Raw genomic sequence first — 14619 nt, forward strand, 5'->3', positions numbered from 1 at the left:
GGGATACGATGAGAGATGAAATCGAAGAGCTTGAGATCGATCTGCTGCTGGAAGCGATCTATCGTGTGCGGGGGTTCGATTTCCGCCAATATTTGCGCTCCTCGCTGCGAAGACGCATCCTGCATCGGATGCAGCTGGATAATGTGCCGACAGTCTCCGCATTGCTGGACCGAATATTGCACGATGAACTGTGGATGAATAAGCTGCTGGAGGATTTCTCCATTAAAGTGACGGAGATGTTCCGCGATCCCGGCTTCTTCCTTGCCTTCCGCCAATTCATCGTCCCGCAGCTCAGGAAGCAGGAACATATTCGCATATGGCATGCAGGATGCGCTACAGGCGAAGAAGTCTATTCCATGGCCATACTGCTGGATGAAGAGGGACTGCTGGAGCGGACGATCATCTACGCGACGGATATGAGCGAGGAAGCGATCGACGGAGCCAAGGAAGGCAAGTTCCCGCTGAAGAAGATGCAGGCCTATACGCGCAATTACCTGCAAGCGGGAGGGAAGGGAGAGTTCTCCTCTTATTACCGTTCGAACCGGACACATGCCTACTTCCATGACATGATCAAGAAGCGCATGGTGTTCGCCCAGCACAATCTGGCAACTGACGTCTCGTTCAATGAATTTCAAGTCATTCTATGCCGTAACGTTCTCATTTACTTCGACACGGAGCTGCAAAACCGGGTGTTCAACGTGCTGGCGGACAGCTTGGCAGACGGAGGCTATCTGGCGCTGGGCGGCAAGGAAACGATTCTCGCCGCCCAGCAGAAGCGATTCCTCGATGATCAGCCCGAATGGCGCATCTACCGCAAGCCTCCGAACGGCTGAACGACAAAGAAAGAGGCCTCGCCTAATAAGAGCAAGCGGCCTCTTTCTTCACACCCGGTATTTGATCAGCTTCACTTCTGTAGCGTCTTCGTCGGAACAGACATGCACCTCGTCCATTAGCGCTTCCATTAAATAAATGCCAAGACCGCCGGCTCGCAGTCCCTCGGGTTCTTCGCCCTGCAGCCTCGCACCGCTTCCCGTCTCCTGATAAGCAAAGGGAGGGCCATAATTAATCACTTTGGTCATCAGTCCTGCCTCTACAGGCTCGAAAGAAATGTCGATCACATGCCGTCCCGAAGCGTTGCCGCCATGGAGCACGGCATTGTTGCATGCTTCCGATACCGCCACCTTCATATCTTCTATTTCTTCATAGCTGTAATTCAATTTGTTGGCCACACCCGTTAAACATAGACGGACAAGGTCGATATAATCTGCTGCCGCCGGAATTTGCAAATGCACTGCTTTCATGCCTCAGCCTCTTCCCCTTCCTTCAAATAGCCGGACAGGCCTGTCATATCGAACAATCGGCGAACTCGCTCAGGAATATTCCTTACATAGAAAGGGGCTTGGATACTATGTCTCGTCTTCAGAATGGATACAATAATGCCAATGCCCGTGCTGTCGATATAAGTGATGTTCTTCATATCCAGCACTAGCGCCACATCGGTACGCTTAAGCACGCGATCAAGCGCCGCCTGCAGCTGTGGAACGACCGCCAGATCAAGCTCACCGCTCAGCTTCAGCAAGTAGCGTCCCTGGCTCTCCTGATGTTCAATATGCAACGGCTCCAACTTCATTGTGTTCATCACTCCCGATCTGTAGCATATACGTTGATCCTACCTATTTTCCTCGCATGACGCAAGCTATACGATCGCCACGTGATAATAGCTCACATATTGGGGTGCTCCGGTATCGCCGTCCAGGAACAGCTTCAGCAGCATATCCCCTCGCTGGAATACGATCCCGTCCTCGGCCTCATATGCCGGTTCTCCCAGTTGACGTCGCATCTCCCGCTCCGTCATGCCGACTTCGATCCGATTAATAGTCAATACGCCCGAAGCTTCCATGTCGACATATTGCATCTGGTTGCCTTGAAAGGTAATGCTCATAGCTTCATAATGATAGGTCTCTACGCCGGGCAGATGCTCATCTTGCGAGATGCGCTCTGGCTCCCCCAGCTTCTCCACAACCGCTTCGCGGCTATCGTAGATGGAGATCCCGTTCACCTCGCTCCACTCCGTATGAATCGGCTCCGCACTGTGCTTCTCTGCACTTGCCGTCAATGCAAACATATCGCCGAGCAATAAGGTCAATATCATAATTACCCGCATCATGAACTCCCTCCTGCCGATTACCGGCTGTCAAGGTTCTTCTTATTCTATATAAACCTTTTCAAGGCAGTTGAAACAGATGAGCGTCTATTTCAACGCAATCCGGACAAGACAGATATCGTCGGGCTGCCGCTTCAGCTCTTCGCTCGCCGGGAGCAACCGCTGCACCAATTCCGAAGCGGACTCCTCCTCGGAGCAGCTTCTTAACAGGGATGACATCCGCTGCTCCCGCCGCTCTTCCGGTTCACTCATCGCTTCCGTCAAGCCGTCTGTATACAACAGGACAGTTGTGCCCGGCTCATAGGGAATCACGCCTTTCTCCACCTGGATAGACTCGAACAGCCCGACAGCGGGCGCGGAAGCATGCATCCATATCTCTTGCTCCTTCATGACGGTCAGACCAGGAGGATGTCCGGCATTCACATATTGAATAACTTGCTCTTCCGTGTCCACGAGCACGAATATGGCCGTGAAGTAATAGTTCATCAGCTCTTCCTCCCGGTACAGCTGACCTATATAGCGGTTCAACTCGGAGATGACCTCCTCGGGATCGGTAATGCGAAGAATGGTGTCCTTCAGCACAGAGGAGATGAACATGCAGACGAGGGATGAAGCGATGCCATGCCCCATCATATCCAGCAGGATGACGCCATAACGCTTGCTGTCGATCGGGAACCAGGCGTAATAATCGCCCGCCAGCTCATACGACGGCCGATAATCCGCCTCAATCGCAATCTTGTCATTGCATATCGGCTCGCTGAGTACGCTTCGCTGCACTTGCTTGGCCAGCTCCAGCTCATATCGAATCCGCTTGTCCTGCTCCTTGTGCCAATCCTTCTCATACTTCAATCGGAGAGCCGACCGAATTCTGGCCATCAACTCCAAGCGGTTAATCGGCTTCATCACATAATCGGTCGCTCCGGCGTCCAGCGCTTCCGCCAGCTTCGCCGAATCGCCTACAGCCGTAACGAATATGATGGGCACATCGCCATAGCGTTCATCCCGTTGTATGCGCCTGCATGCTTCCAATCCATCAATTTCCGGCATCATCATATCCAGCAAGATCAGATCTACCGCTTCCTCTGCCGAACATCCTGTATCGATATGGAGCATGTCATACAGCTCGCGGGCCGAGGAAGCCATCCGCAGATCGGTATACCCTTCTCTGCTCAATATCGTCTTTATAATCATTTGATTCGTCACATTATCGTCTACGATTAGAATGCTCAAGGAAAGTTCCTCCCGTGTTGATGAATACTCCCATGTATGATGTAAGCCTACCCTTATCGGGTAGGCTTGTGCAATACCTTAATAGATGCCTTTCTGATGATTCATATAATGCATATAGGGATGGTAGACAATATCCCTGTCGAAGTCGTCGTCTCCGTATTCTCTGCCGCCCCATGCAATTACGACAATTTTGTCTCTGTCCATCTCCGCTTCCAGCCGCTCGGCCTCCTCTGCCGAGATGCCCAGCGACCGCATCTTCGCCCGAAGCTCCTCGCCGGTCGATCGGAACAAATTGGCGATTGCCGTACCGAGTCCCTGCTCGTTCAAGCCAATCTCCTCGGCATCGGTACGCTCCGCAAGCCGCTTCGTTCGGGTCCTGTCATGCGTCAGCACGAAGATTCGCTCCTCCGGATAACCCTCCCTGGCGAAGCTTCTCACCTGCTCTTGCACTTCATCGCGTGTCATAACCGTATGAACCTTCGTCTTGTCGGTATCTGGAATGTTCATCATCGCAATCCCTCCTGACTGGAATAAGGTTCGGTCCCCTGCGACATTATTCCGCTGTTCCGGCGTCAGGCGCCAGAGAATCCATAGCATTGCCGTCCGTATCGGGAACCATGGCGTCATTGGTAGCCGACTCATTGTTCACGCCGCCTCCTGGGACTGCATTGCCGTTAGACCCGTCGTTGTTGCAGGCTGCCGCTGTGAAGATCAACGTCGTGCAAAGGGTTGCCGTCAATATCACTTTCGTCATTTTGCGATTATAGGAATGTGTTTTCATCGTCGTCATCCTCCCGGTTTGTCATCAATTGGATTAGGAGCGCCTCCCTAGTCCTTATTAACCCGACGCAACCGGCTTGAATCATATTCCGCCATGAGAAAATTCTCAGATTGCTTCCAGCTTTAGAAAATCCAGCTCAATGCAGCAAACAACACCATATACTGAACAATCAAGAGCAAATATACCCTTCTCCACACCTTGCGTTCCTCATCCGTCATCTCCTCCGGGCGCAGTTCAGCCCGCTTCTCCAATTTAATCGCTTGATACAGGAGCACATTAAGCCCTGTGAACAGGAAGAGAGCGGCGCATGCCCACCCTAAGGATTGTTCTCTGCGATAGACGATGACAGTAAAATATACTTGAAAGGCAAGCAGCATAATCGCAACGGCCGCCACTGTCACATACAGGCTCACAAGCTCATTCATGCGGAGTCCCCCTTCCTGTGCCGCGTCCGAATACCGCTATCGCCAGCAGCTGCAGCAAGGTGATCCACGACACAAACAGGAAGGCATCCTTCGAAAAGGACTGCAAGAGACGCTCCAGAAGCAGCCACGGCTCTGTGAACAAATGTACGGAATGAAATCTCAGAAATCTGCCAATATAAATGCCGATGCTGCCAAGAAGGACAAACAGTAACAACAGCATTCTGCTCCATCTGCCGGCACCGAGCAATCGCTGCACGCTTTGAACCATAAGGACATAGAAGAACAGTGCAATAAATACGCCTGCTGCTAACAAGAAGAAATGCCACCATTCCTCCATAGCCATCTCATCCAAATAGTCAAAATCGAAGAGATTCATATGGATCAGGTCCGTCACCATATAGAAAACATTGGGAGACATCAGCACAAAAATACTATAGACCGCTATACTGGCGGGCCATTCCCTTATCAAACGCGCCCGGAACAAAGGAAGCAGGTAGGACAACTCCAGCGCTGCGAACGCAAGGAACAAATTAAAGGCAAGGAAGAAGAAGTCGTTGTCCGTAAACAACACAAACAGCACGTACGCGAAAAACAGCATACGTGCTTTGCTTCTGTCACTAAGAGATGAAATAATTGTAGGCATAGGCTCGCCGTTCCTTTCGAAATTATTCAGCAAGCCTCTGTGATTGGTCGCTTGTGCCACGCTTAAACCTTCCATAAGTAAGCATTCTGGCAGCTTGCTTCCTCATTATTGACGCGAACATGAAAATTTATGTTTCATACACCGATAAATAATTCCTTTACACTTCCGCCATGCCCATCTCCAACGCCCGGGCAACGGCTTGACCGCGACGCTTCACGCCCAGCTTGGCATAGACGCGATTCAGATGCGTCTTCACCGTCGCCTCGCTAATGAACAATTGCTCGGAAACGGATAGAAGCGGCCGAGCTCCCGGTCTGTACGATCCCTCTCCTTCATATCGTGCCACATACGGCACAAGCTGACCGGTAACGGTCGGCCGGTGGACACCGTTCAAACCATTTGGCATTCGACTGTACAGGGACGACGAGGGCAACTTGTGGACCCGATACTGGAGCAAAAAAATGACCCGCCTGCGTCCGTTTTGGAAATAGTACGACAAGTCAAAAACCATTAGCGAACAGATGCGTTCGCTAATGGTTTTTCTTTTCTTGACAGATCAATCATCTCAAGCAGCTTGCCATTCCCAATCCTCCCCCATCCATCGGCTATTCAACTTCCCATCCTACATCTTCAATTCCCCCCCTTGCCTTATTCCCTCTTTATTGCATCAACCTTCACCCGCTCCCACTATTGTCATTCTCCCTCCGCTGCTCTCCATCCATGACCGTGTCACTCCCCTCCTTCAGCTCACCGTTCTCGGCCGCTCCATCCGGGTGACACCCGGCCAACGGAACGCCGCCCATTCCGGCACATGCTTGTCGACGCGGGTGACGAGCACCGTCATGTCGTCAACAATATCGCCGTCGTGATGACGCACGACCCGCTCCAGCAGCGCATCCGCCATCTCCTGCGGATCGTTCGTCTCCAGCTCGCCGATAATCCGCTTCATCCATAGTTCCTTGTTCACCGCATAGCCAGGAGCGTCATAGATGCCATCGCTCATCATAATGAGCGTATCTCCCGGCTGCAGCTGCATGGAGACGAAGTCGACATCAATGTCCTGTATGATGCCGATCGGCAGATTGTTGGCGGTAATCGGGATAACCTCCTTCCCTCTTCGGATAAAGCTTGGCGTCGACCCAATCTTCAAGAAGGTCGTATGCGCTGTATATAAATCTACGATAGCCAGGTCTACCGTAGCGTACATTTCCTCGGATGAACGAAGCAACAGGACGGAATTGACCGATTTCACCGCCAGCCGTTCATCCATGCCCGACTGCAGCAACTGCTGCAGAATCGATAGCGCGGCGCTGCTCTCCTGGCGCGCACGCTCACCATTGCCCATGCCGTCGCTGATCGCGACGGCGAACTTGCCGCTTCCCAGCTCCACCAGACTGAAGCTGTCTCCCGACAGCAGATCGCCCCCCTTGGCGGCTCCCGCCACACCGGTCTCCACTTCGAATTGCTTGGCTGAACCGAAGACGACGAGCGTCGGCTCGCCCGGCTTCTCCGGCGCTTGCTCCGCTTTCACCGCAATATGCTCGCCCAATATATCGCTAAGCAGCGGTGCGATAATTTTCCGGCATTCATCAAATCCTTTCTCAAAGGAATGGTATACTTCAATTTCTACGCTTCCCTCCTCCAAATTAACAATGTCCACGCCCTGAATCGATAATCCTAGTCCTTCCACCGCCTCCCGTATTTGTTCTTCTTGCAAATGCAGCGTCTGCCCCTCCCGTCTAATCTCCTTGGACAGATCCTCCATTACCTGCGATACGCCTAACAATTGATCGGCAACAAGCTGCCGGGATTCGTATAATTGCTTCCTCCACTGCATATCATTGTGATATAGCTCGTACTGATGCTTCATCACCGCCATCACTTGCGAAGACTTCACGCAATGCGAAGTCCATGAACGGGGATGGTCCTTGGAGAGCGGAATCCGCTTCTCCTCCACTGTCGTCATCATCTCCGTCATCATCTTGTAGGTGTTGAAGAACTTGCCGTCCCAGCAAGCGCTCTGGCGATGGCAGGAGGAACAGCTCCGTTCCGCAACGGCATTCATGAAGTGGCCGATCTCATCCTCGCGCGTCGTCTCGCTTGACTTCCGGTTCATCTGCCCGAAGCTGCGCGACAGCTGGCGGAACACTTCCGAGAATTGGGTAACCCGCTCCGCCGTAACTTCACGGACGCGCTTCGCATAGTCATGCTGCGACTTCGTATGCTCATGCGTGCCCGGAACGTAACGGGCAATTGTGCGGATAATGCCCCGTGGCGTGAGCAGCAGCAATGTAGCCGCGGCGACGGATTCCCATGTGGAGCTCATCACATCAGAGCCTGTCCCGATATAGACCGTCAGAATCGATGTGCCAAGCAGCATACCGAATGCCGCGGCCATCTTGCCCCCGTCCCGCAGCAGTCCCGCCAGCAGCCCCGCGAAGGCCAGCATGCTCATCTGCACGATTGCGCTGAAGTCGGCCAGACTGAGAATCAGTCCCGCGATGACGCCTACCGACGCCCCCAGCGGCGCGCCGCCCGCCATGGCGAACAGCAGCAGCATATACCGGCTCATCACATGCTCCGCCGACATATCGTAGAACTCCCAGCCCACCATACCCGTCATAAGGGAAGCAAGCAGGATCATTACGCAAATAATCTCTTCATGCTTCAGTACCGCGGATTTCTTCGTCATCATCAATACCGGCATCGCATGGATGAAGACCAGCGTCAAGACGAAGGCAAGCGACGACTCCACGACGACCATGACGAAGTTGTACCAGCTCAGCTTGTCCCCAATGAATACACTGAACATGCCGACGAGCAGCGTCGCGGTGAAGACAAGGATCGGCGCGGTGGACAACTCGGCCTTCTCATAAGCATTCAATCCCTTCAACAGGAGGAATAAGACGACGAGCTCAAGAGCGATCCATAGCGGTGCCGGATCGGCAGCGAACCAGCTCCCCGCGACAAGTGCGATAGCTACCCAGGGGAACAAATCTCTCCGCATAAAGTAAGTGACGGCGAAATAAGCGGCGGCAAACGGCATAAGCGACTCCAAGATAACGGCACGTCCCAACAGGAAAGCGATAGCCAGCATCAAGAACGCCCACTTCTTCCCCAAGAAAAAGCCCATCAAGCGTCTCGCCCCTGCCCAATCTCTTCCGATTCCAGCCAAGCTTTGCACCAGCTTCTGACGTTTAAGCTCAAGGATACCAGCTACTTGTTCCTTCTTCACGTTCAGACACCACCATTCCGAAAGTAATGTGGTTCCCATTATAGGGGGTTGTCCTTATGAAGTTTGTCAGTTAACGTAACACGATCAAAAATTTTTTTCCGACAAAAACAGTTGCCTCTCCGCGCTCTGTCATAACTGTGTCAAACGCAAGGCGCGCAAGGCTTTCCTGCTCATGCGCCACCTGGTTCGGCGTGTTCTCGTTCAACAAATTGCACAGGAAACGCTTACAACTCTCTATCGAATCGACGCCATAACCTGTCGGTATTGCAGGAGCATAAGAGAAAACGCCGCGCGCTGCCGTCATGACTGTTCGTTGAAACGACAGGAATAACGCAGCTGTCAGATAAGCCCGACGACATATGGTGAGAAAAACGCCTGACGGCGTCCTTCCTTTAACGTTCAACGATCAGCGACCGCCATGCGGCGGATGGTTCCGGATCATATACAGAGTGAACCGCTCTCCCCCAAGTTCAACCATCAATTAAGATGAGAGCTCTACCGCAACGGCCGCGTGCATCCCGACTTCCGACACGACAAAACGGACGCCGCCGCCCTCTTCCGGAACGAGAGGCAACTCCAAGCCTTCGGGAACGAGACGAGCCTGTAAAAACGACGCCTTCAGTACGGCTGGAGATCTCAGCACGACCTCGATATCGCGCACCGGCATAATCTCCTCAAAGAACGCTTTCGAGCCCGCCGCCTTCTCCTCCCGCACATTGATGAGATGCACGATAAGCCGCGACGATTGACGCATCACGTTTACCTCCACCGAGAGAGGAGCTTTCACTTCGATTTCCGGACGCGGATGAAGAACCCGCAAGCTTTGCAAATAAAGCTTCCGCAGCCAAGGCGATCCGGTGTGCCAATACGCGGACTCGATCGGACCCGCCATATACAGGCAAGTCCCCTTGCCGTACGCATGCACAACGACACCGGGATGCGGAGTGCGTCTCGCCGGATGGGCGTGCTGGTGATACACATGACGATGCGGCTTCGCTTCGACGGCAGGATCCATCTGCCCGGCAAGGACGAGGGCCTCCGATTTCGGCGTCACACGAATCGCCGCAAGCTCCGGATCGTTCAGCAGAAGCGGCATATCCGGAACGGAAGCGGCCAGAGCCCCATCGCACGGATACAGATAGGAAACGCTGTAGACAGACACGTCGACAAACTCCACGCCGAACACGTCCGCCAGTCCGAAGTCCGCTTGCCTCTTGCCGTCCCCTTTATACAGCGACGTGCGGTTCGATGCCACGATGCGGCCCCCATCCCGGACATAAGCGCGAATTCGATCCTCTACTGCCTTGCTTATATATGCCTGATCGGGCAAGATGACAACAGCGTACCGGTCGATCGACTCCATCAAAACCGTCTCGTTCACGATGTCGAAATGGATATGTCCTTCAACCAGTATGCGGTGCAAGCCTTGCAGCCACGCATCATCGCGGCTCCAGGCCATAGCGGAGGCTTCCAACATCCGTTTGTTTTCGATCGAATGAAGCACCGCAACGAAAGGCTCGCTTTCCGCATCCGCCAGCCACGGCTCCAATGCCTGCACCCATCGATTCGCTTCGCCGATCACCTCCATCGCCGGACCGGGCATCCGGCCCTTGAGCTCGCCTGACGGATACGCCACGTGACCAAAGCTGATCGAACCGCCGTTGGCGACGGCGATGGCCGCCGTCGCCCGCAGCGTAGCCGCTGGGGCGACCGTCCATTCCCCCCAGCTTCCCATCTCGCTAGGCATCATCAGCTCGAACGGCTTGCCGAACGACCGTTTCCAGCGAGCGAGCAAGCTCCCGTACAAATAATGGGGCGGATGAAATTCCGAGGTGAAATAATCGGCATACTGATCCGCCTCCACTTGCCCGAATTGTAGGTCTCCCGCATGATTCCAGCCAATCAGCAACTGCGAATTAAGCGATTTGAGGCGGCTGGCGGCATCTCGCAGAAAACGATGGCGCACGTCTCGGCGGAACGTATGCCACTGGCGGTACCCCTCAGTGCCCGGCTCGGGATTGGCCGGCATCGGACTGCCGAACTGCTGCCGATATCCGTTCTGGCAATATTCGCAGTAGCAGCAATCTTTCCAAACGTACGTAATATCGAAGAAAAAGCCGGCTACGTTATAATTCGTGGCAATTTCCTCGAGCTGCCCCATCACGAAGTCGCGGTAAGGGGAGTTCATGCACAGCGGATCATAATAGCCGAAGGCTTCCGTAATCATCTGTCCATCCGCCTTCCGTTGCCGATAATCCGGATTGGCGGCCGCCACATGGCCGTTCAAGGCGACATTGTAATAGGCGATGATCGCGATTCCATGCTTCCGGGCTTCCTCTGCCGCCTCGGCGAGCAGATCGCCCTTCAGCTTGGCATTTTTGAAGCCGATTTTTGTATCGTAATAGCTGGTGCCAAACGCATCCTTCGTCATAAACGTGATCGTCTGCATGCCCGATTTTGCCGCCGCGGCGAAATAGTCCTGTACGTTCAGTTCGACCTCCGGCACCGACTCGCCGGCATGAAAATCAAACAATCCGCGTCGATACGTTTGCCTGTACAACTTGTTTTGCATCTTTTAATCTCTCCAGTCCTGAATTCTAGCTTGCCTGACATGGCGTTATTCCTACACTGTTTTCGCACTATTTGCGCGCTGAATACGCGTTGTCCTTGATGACTCCCGGCGTCAGACCCACAACGCACGAATAAGCCGAACAGTCGTATCGACGAGTTGCTGCCCTCCCTCGGGACCAACCGGATTGCTGGCCGGCACCGAGCCGTAGCCTCCGCCCGCCGTCGAGCGCGGGCTGGGCACATACGTGCCGGGACCTGCCAACTGCACAATAAATGTTTGCAGGGCAGGCGATCGCACCTGAAGCTGAATGCCGTAATCGACATAAAGCTCGTACGGGTTGGTTGAAAATACGACGTCCCCGAGCCGGACGACATGTACAGTAATCGTTTCGGCCAATCCGGCTCGCTGCCGTTCGTGGCGTCGGACGACCGCGCCGTTCCATCTGTTGCGGAAATAGGCATGCGTCGCGTCGACATACCAGCGCGGCGATTCGCACAGCTCCGGGCTTCGCTCCAGCTTGCTCCGCTCCTGCTCATAGATGGCGCGCCACAGCTCGGCTTCGCGGGCGGCTTCACTGGCGTCGGCTTCGTCCAGTTCGTTTAGTGGCAGCTCCACCGTCTCGACGCTATGACGAAGGCAAGGCGCATAATCGATCGTCCCGCCGATCACCGCCACGACCTCCTCCACGGCACTCGCCAGCCGGTGGGCGATTTCGTCCCGTGCCGTGCGGCCCTTCAGCCGCAGCATGCGCTCGTACGGCTGCTTCCCGAACAGAAGCGTCGGCGTCTGTTCGCCGGCGGCGCTGCATTGTGGGAGGATGAACAAATGTTCGCCGAGCCGCCGACGCAGCTCCTGACGAGCTTCATGCCAATAGTCGGCACTGATGACGAAGTCCGCCTCACTCGCCTGCGAAGGGCAGGGCACATTCACGACGACGCCGGTCAGCGTTCCCGCCGAATCGTACACGGAGGCCACATGGACGCTATGCTCCTCGAAGCCTTCGATATGCCGAAACGTATCGTTCACCTCCGGCAGCAGAGCGTACATCGCGGCCCTGCCGGCATCGTTCACCCAGCGCCGGTTGTGGCCCACGACCGCATGACCGATTCCGTAGGCGATCCCTCCGGGCGCCCGGGATAACCACGCCGAAACAATCGCTTGCGCAAGACGTTCAGCCGTCCATGACACGTACGCTTCCACTGCCAGCGCATCCAGCTTCAGCTCGCTGTCCCCTCCAGGAGCGTGGGCAGAATTGCCGGAATGTGGCTGGATCTCGGGAGCCGTATGGGTATGCGTCGCATGAAGCATGACATTTCGCGGGTCAAGTCCGGTTTCCGCATAGCGGACGTCCAGACGAGCGACGACCGCCTCGCTCAGCTCGTCGGATATGCAAAACAAATCGCAGCCGACGAATACCGCCTGTTCCCTGCCCGATTCCAAAGCCCATACCGTCGCCTGAATCGGATCGGCCACCCCTTCCGACAAACGGGCATGGAACTGTCCGGATAAAATGACCGGCTGCGCCGGCGTCAAATCCACTTCCGCCCACCCGGTAAGCAACCGCATCCGGCTGCCTTGCTTCTCTGTTTTTCCCATAACCGATCCTCCTTCGCTCAAAGTCCAATCGACGATTAACGGTGAGCTGTGTTATAGTAAAAATGATTTTTCCTTCCAGGAGATATATTCTTGACTTGGGAGCTGATAACCTTGACATTTCCGGAAACGAGACAGTGGGCAACGCTTCCCGTTAAAGTGTCCAAACAATTTCCGTTTCACATCTTCCCCATTTCGATCCACGGCTCGTACCCTAAGCATCGTCACGACTTTCTGGAGCTTTCGCTCGTCCTGGACGGGGAAGGCTACGAAATCATCAACGGCAAGGAGCACCCGATGAAAGCCGGAACGTGCGCTTTGTTTCTCCCTTATCACTTTCACGAAATTCATACGACGTCGCGGCGTCCTTTGAAGCTGTTCAACCTCATGTTCGACCTCGGTTTTCTGCTGCAGCCTTCGATTTTTACAAAAGGGCTGAAAAATCTGATGTATGCGTCAGACAATCTGTCTCCGTTCATCCAATTGGACGACAAGCAATTTCTGTTTTTTCACGCCATTATGGAAAGCTTGTATGCGGAATTGCAAAACGACCATGAATGGCGAAACGATATGATTCAGTGCAAGCTGACGGAGCTGCTCATCACGTTCGATCGCCTGCGGCGAGACGGGAACGACTCGCAGACCTGGGAACAGACGGACGGCCGGAAATCGCTGTGGCCGATCGTCCACTACATCCATACGAACTTCAGCGAGCCGATCTCGCTATCCCGTCTGTCCAAGCAGTTCAACATCGATATTTCCCATCTGAGCAAGGAATTCAAGAAGCATATGGGAATGAACTTCACCCATTTTCTTCAAGAGGTTCGCGTACGCCATGCGGGCAGCCTACTCGTCTCCACCAACATGAGCGGCATCGAAATCGCAATGGAAGCCGGCTTCGGCTCGATCAGCTCCTACTCCCGCATCTTTACGCAGGTCATTGGGATGACGCCGAGTGATTATCGCAACCAGTATGCGAGCGATTAATTCGGCAAGCTCAGCTCCATCAAATATTCTTGAATTACCGTTTTAAACCCTTCTTCCCGCAAGACCTCCAAGGCAGCCGAATCGGCGGATGACAAGTATTTCGCAGTCCGCATCATGCTCCGATCCGCCGGGCCGAACACGGCGCCGAGCATATATCGCACGATATCGGGCGCATCGTCCCGCCCCGTATTCGCCTCGCAATGAGTAAGCTGAACATGGGCGACGCGCCCCACCTCATCCCGATATTTTCGATAAATCGCATAGCCGCAAGCGGTCCCCTTCTCGTCGAGGGCGAGCAAAGCTTCGCCTCCTCCCGCATTGAACCAGTGGGTCGTCCACGACGACTTCGACCGGTAAAACGGCAGTCGGCTTACAATTTCCGGCGATTCGACGAGGCAGAAGTAATCGGCGGCCCCGCGGCGCGTCATAAACGGAATACGTTCAAAAGCGCCTTCACGCCGCATAAATGATACGGTGTCGATGATCGCCATTCCGCATTTCTCGTATGAGCGGATCGCCGGAACATTGTCCGTCCGCGTTTCCAGGGAAAAGTGCTCTACCCCCTCCTGCTGCATACGGCTTATCGCTTCCTGCAGCATCATACGGCCCAGATCCCGCCCGCGAAAATCCGGATGAACGCCGGTTCCGCCGTTCCAGGCCAGCTTCCGGCCCAGCACGTCCTTCCAGCCGACATAAACGAAGCCGATCGCTTTGTTGTTCTGAAAGGCCACAACAGACACATCGGTTCGAATGTTTCGATCACCCAAATATTGTACAGTCTGCATCGACGTTCTCGCCATCTGTGCATCTTGATGAAAGGCCGCATTCCAGATCGTGGTCAATTCCCGGATCGTGCATTCGTCGATCGAACGGATTTCAATAGGTGTTTTATCCGCAAACACGGCCATCCCTCCTTTGTATGTTCCTTGCTGCGGCCGTCAAGCTTCGCGCGCAGGCGAGCCGGGCGGGCGAACGCCACCGACGCCCCG

At 54.4% G+C, this 14619-nt stretch carries 16 protein-coding genes; 2 read left to right on the forward strand and 14 right to left on the reverse strand.

The window, feature by feature from the left end; translation table 11 throughout:
• Positions 1 to 8 precede the first annotated feature (8 nt).
• The gene (locus tag M6D81_RS19030) at positions 9 to 833 is read left to right on the forward strand and encodes a CheR family methyltransferase (RefSeq protein WP_262678529.1); all 825 of its coding nucleotides are present in this window, start codon (positions 9 to 11) and stop codon (positions 831 to 833) included.
• 48 nt (positions 834 to 881) lie between these two features.
• On the opposite strand, the gene M6D81_RS19035 is transcribed toward M6D81_RS19030, so the two are convergent.
• The 13 genes from M6D81_RS19035 to M6D81_RS19095 all read right to left on the reverse strand — a co-directional run bounded on the left by M6D81_RS19035 (position 882) and on the right by M6D81_RS19095 (position 12646).
• A complete protein-coding gene (locus tag M6D81_RS19035) occupies positions 882 to 1301 on the reverse strand; it encodes an ATP-binding protein (RefSeq protein WP_262678530.1) in 420 nt (139 codons plus the stop codon).
• The gene (locus M6D81_RS19040) at positions 1298 to 1630 is read right to left on the reverse strand and encodes an STAS domain-containing protein (RefSeq protein ID WP_262678531.1); all 333 of its coding nucleotides are present in this window, start codon (positions 1628 to 1630) and stop codon (positions 1298 to 1300) included. Before M6D81_RS19040 ends, M6D81_RS19035 begins: the two co-directional genes overlap by 4 nt.
• Before the next feature lie 66 nt (positions 1631 to 1696).
• Positions 1697 to 2167, reverse strand: a complete 471-nt coding sequence (locus M6D81_RS19045; protein WP_262678533.1) for a hypothetical protein — start codon at positions 2165 to 2167, stop codon at positions 1697 to 1699.
• Positions 2168 to 2251: 84 nt separating this feature from the next.
• Complete coding sequence (locus tag M6D81_RS19050; protein WP_262678534.1) at positions 2252 to 3394, reverse strand: fused response regulator/phosphatase; 1143 nt, start codon at positions 3392 to 3394, stop codon at positions 2252 to 2254.
• Between the two features lie 78 nt (positions 3395 to 3472).
• Positions 3473 to 3904: a YflT domain-containing protein gene (locus M6D81_RS19055; protein WP_262678535.1), complete on the reverse strand. Its 432-nt coding sequence runs from the start codon at positions 3902 to 3904 to the stop codon at positions 3473 to 3475.
• A 43-nt stretch (positions 3905 to 3947) separates the two neighbouring features.
• A complete protein-coding gene (locus tag M6D81_RS19060) occupies positions 3948 to 4175 on the reverse strand; it encodes a hypothetical protein (protein ID WP_262678536.1) in 228 nt (75 codons plus the stop codon).
• A gap of 122 nt (positions 4176 to 4297) precedes the next feature.
• Positions 4298 to 4600, reverse strand: coding sequence for a hypothetical protein (locus tag M6D81_RS19065; RefSeq protein ID WP_262678538.1), 303 nt, complete (start codon positions 4598 to 4600; stop codon positions 4298 to 4300).
• Positions 4593 to 5318 (reverse strand): DUF1361 domain-containing protein, encoded by a 726-nt coding sequence (locus M6D81_RS19070; protein WP_262678539.1) that lies wholly within the window; start codon positions 5316 to 5318, stop codon positions 4593 to 4595. Before M6D81_RS19070 ends, M6D81_RS19065 begins: the two co-directional genes overlap by 8 nt.
• 82 nt (positions 5319 to 5400) lie before the next feature.
• Complete coding sequence (locus M6D81_RS19075) at positions 5401 to 5637, reverse strand: response regulator transcription factor (RefSeq protein ID WP_262678541.1); 237 nt, start codon at positions 5635 to 5637, stop codon at positions 5401 to 5403.
• Between the two features lie 348 nt (positions 5638 to 5985).
• Positions 5986 to 8376 (reverse strand): stage II sporulation protein E, encoded by a 2391-nt coding sequence (gene spoIIE, locus M6D81_RS19080; RefSeq protein ID WP_410795761.1) that lies wholly within the window; start codon positions 8374 to 8376, stop codon positions 5986 to 5988.
• A gap of 172 nt (positions 8377 to 8548) precedes the next feature.
• Positions 8549 to 8881: a hypothetical protein gene (locus tag M6D81_RS19085; RefSeq protein ID WP_262678542.1), complete on the reverse strand. Its 333-nt coding sequence runs from the start codon at positions 8879 to 8881 to the stop codon at positions 8549 to 8551.
• 78 nt (positions 8882 to 8959) lie between these two features.
• A complete protein-coding gene (locus M6D81_RS19090) occupies positions 8960 to 11050 on the reverse strand; it encodes a beta-galactosidase trimerization domain-containing protein (protein ID WP_262678543.1) in 2091 nt (696 codons plus the stop codon).
• A 111-nt stretch (positions 11051 to 11161) separates the two neighbouring features.
• Positions 11162 to 12646, reverse strand: a complete 1485-nt coding sequence (locus M6D81_RS19095; RefSeq protein WP_262678544.1) for a hypothetical protein — start codon at positions 12644 to 12646, stop codon at positions 11162 to 11164.
• 90 nt (positions 12647 to 12736) lie between these two features.
• On the opposite strand from M6D81_RS19095, the gene M6D81_RS19100 reads away from it, so the two are divergent.
• Entirely contained in the window at positions 12737 to 13630 is an 894-nt protein-coding gene (locus tag M6D81_RS19100; RefSeq protein ID WP_262678545.1) for an AraC family transcriptional regulator, read from the forward strand.
• On the opposite strand, the gene M6D81_RS19105 is transcribed toward M6D81_RS19100, so the two are convergent.
• Positions 13627 to 14532 (reverse strand): GNAT family N-acetyltransferase, encoded by a 906-nt coding sequence (locus tag M6D81_RS19105; RefSeq protein ID WP_262678546.1) that lies wholly within the window; start codon positions 14530 to 14532, stop codon positions 13627 to 13629. The two genes, M6D81_RS19100 and M6D81_RS19105, sit on opposite strands and share 4 nt — an antisense overlap.
• Positions 14533 to 14619 lie beyond the last annotated feature (87 nt).

It is taken from the genome of Paenibacillus sp. J5C2022 (assembly GCF_025567625.1).
Classification (GTDB): Bacteria; Bacillota; Bacilli; order Paenibacillales; family Paenibacillaceae; genus Pristimantibacillus.

What these genes read in the sequence shown, in the direction of transcription:
- M6D81_RS19040 (WP_262678531.1), bottom strand. Translation starts at nt 1,630, where the DNA reads ATGAAGTTGGAGCCGTTGCATATTGAACATCAGGAGAGCCAGGGACGC.
- M6D81_RS19035 (WP_262678530.1), bottom strand. Translation starts at nt 1,301, where the DNA reads ATGAAAGCAGTGCATTTGCAAATTCCGGCGGCAGCAGATTATATCGAC.
- spoIIE (WP_410795761.1), bottom strand. Translation starts at nt 8,376, where the DNA reads ATGGGCTTTTTCTTGGGGAAGAAGTGGGCGTTCTTGATGCTGGCTATC.
- M6D81_RS19065 (WP_262678538.1), bottom strand. Translation starts at nt 4,600, where the DNA reads ATGAATGAGCTTGTGAGCCTGTATGTGACAGTGGCGGCCGTTGCGATT.
- M6D81_RS19060 (WP_262678536.1), bottom strand. Translation starts at nt 4,175, where the DNA reads ATGAAAACACATTCCTATAATCGCAAAATGACGAAAGTGATATTGACG.
- M6D81_RS19030 (WP_262678529.1), top strand. Translation starts at nt 9, where the DNA reads ATGAGAGATGAAATCGAAGAGCTTGAGATCGATCTGCTGCTGGAAGCG.
- M6D81_RS19070 (WP_262678539.1), bottom strand. Translation starts at nt 5,318, where the DNA reads ATGGAAGGTTTAAGCGTGGCACAAGCGACCAATCACAGAGGCTTGCTG.
- M6D81_RS19095 (WP_262678544.1), bottom strand. Translation starts at nt 12,646, where the DNA reads ATGGGAAAAACAGAGAAGCAAGGCAGCCGGATGCGGTTGCTTACCGGG.
- M6D81_RS19045 (WP_262678533.1), bottom strand. Translation starts at nt 2,167, where the DNA reads ATGATGCGGGTAATTATGATATTGACCTTATTGCTCGGCGATATGTTT.
- M6D81_RS19055 (WP_262678535.1), bottom strand. Translation starts at nt 3,904, where the DNA reads ATGATGAACATTCCAGATACCGACAAGACGAAGGTTCATACGGTTATG.
- M6D81_RS19090 (WP_262678543.1), bottom strand. Translation starts at nt 11,050, where the DNA reads ATGCAAAACAAGTTGTACAGGCAAACGTATCGACGCGGATTGTTTGAT.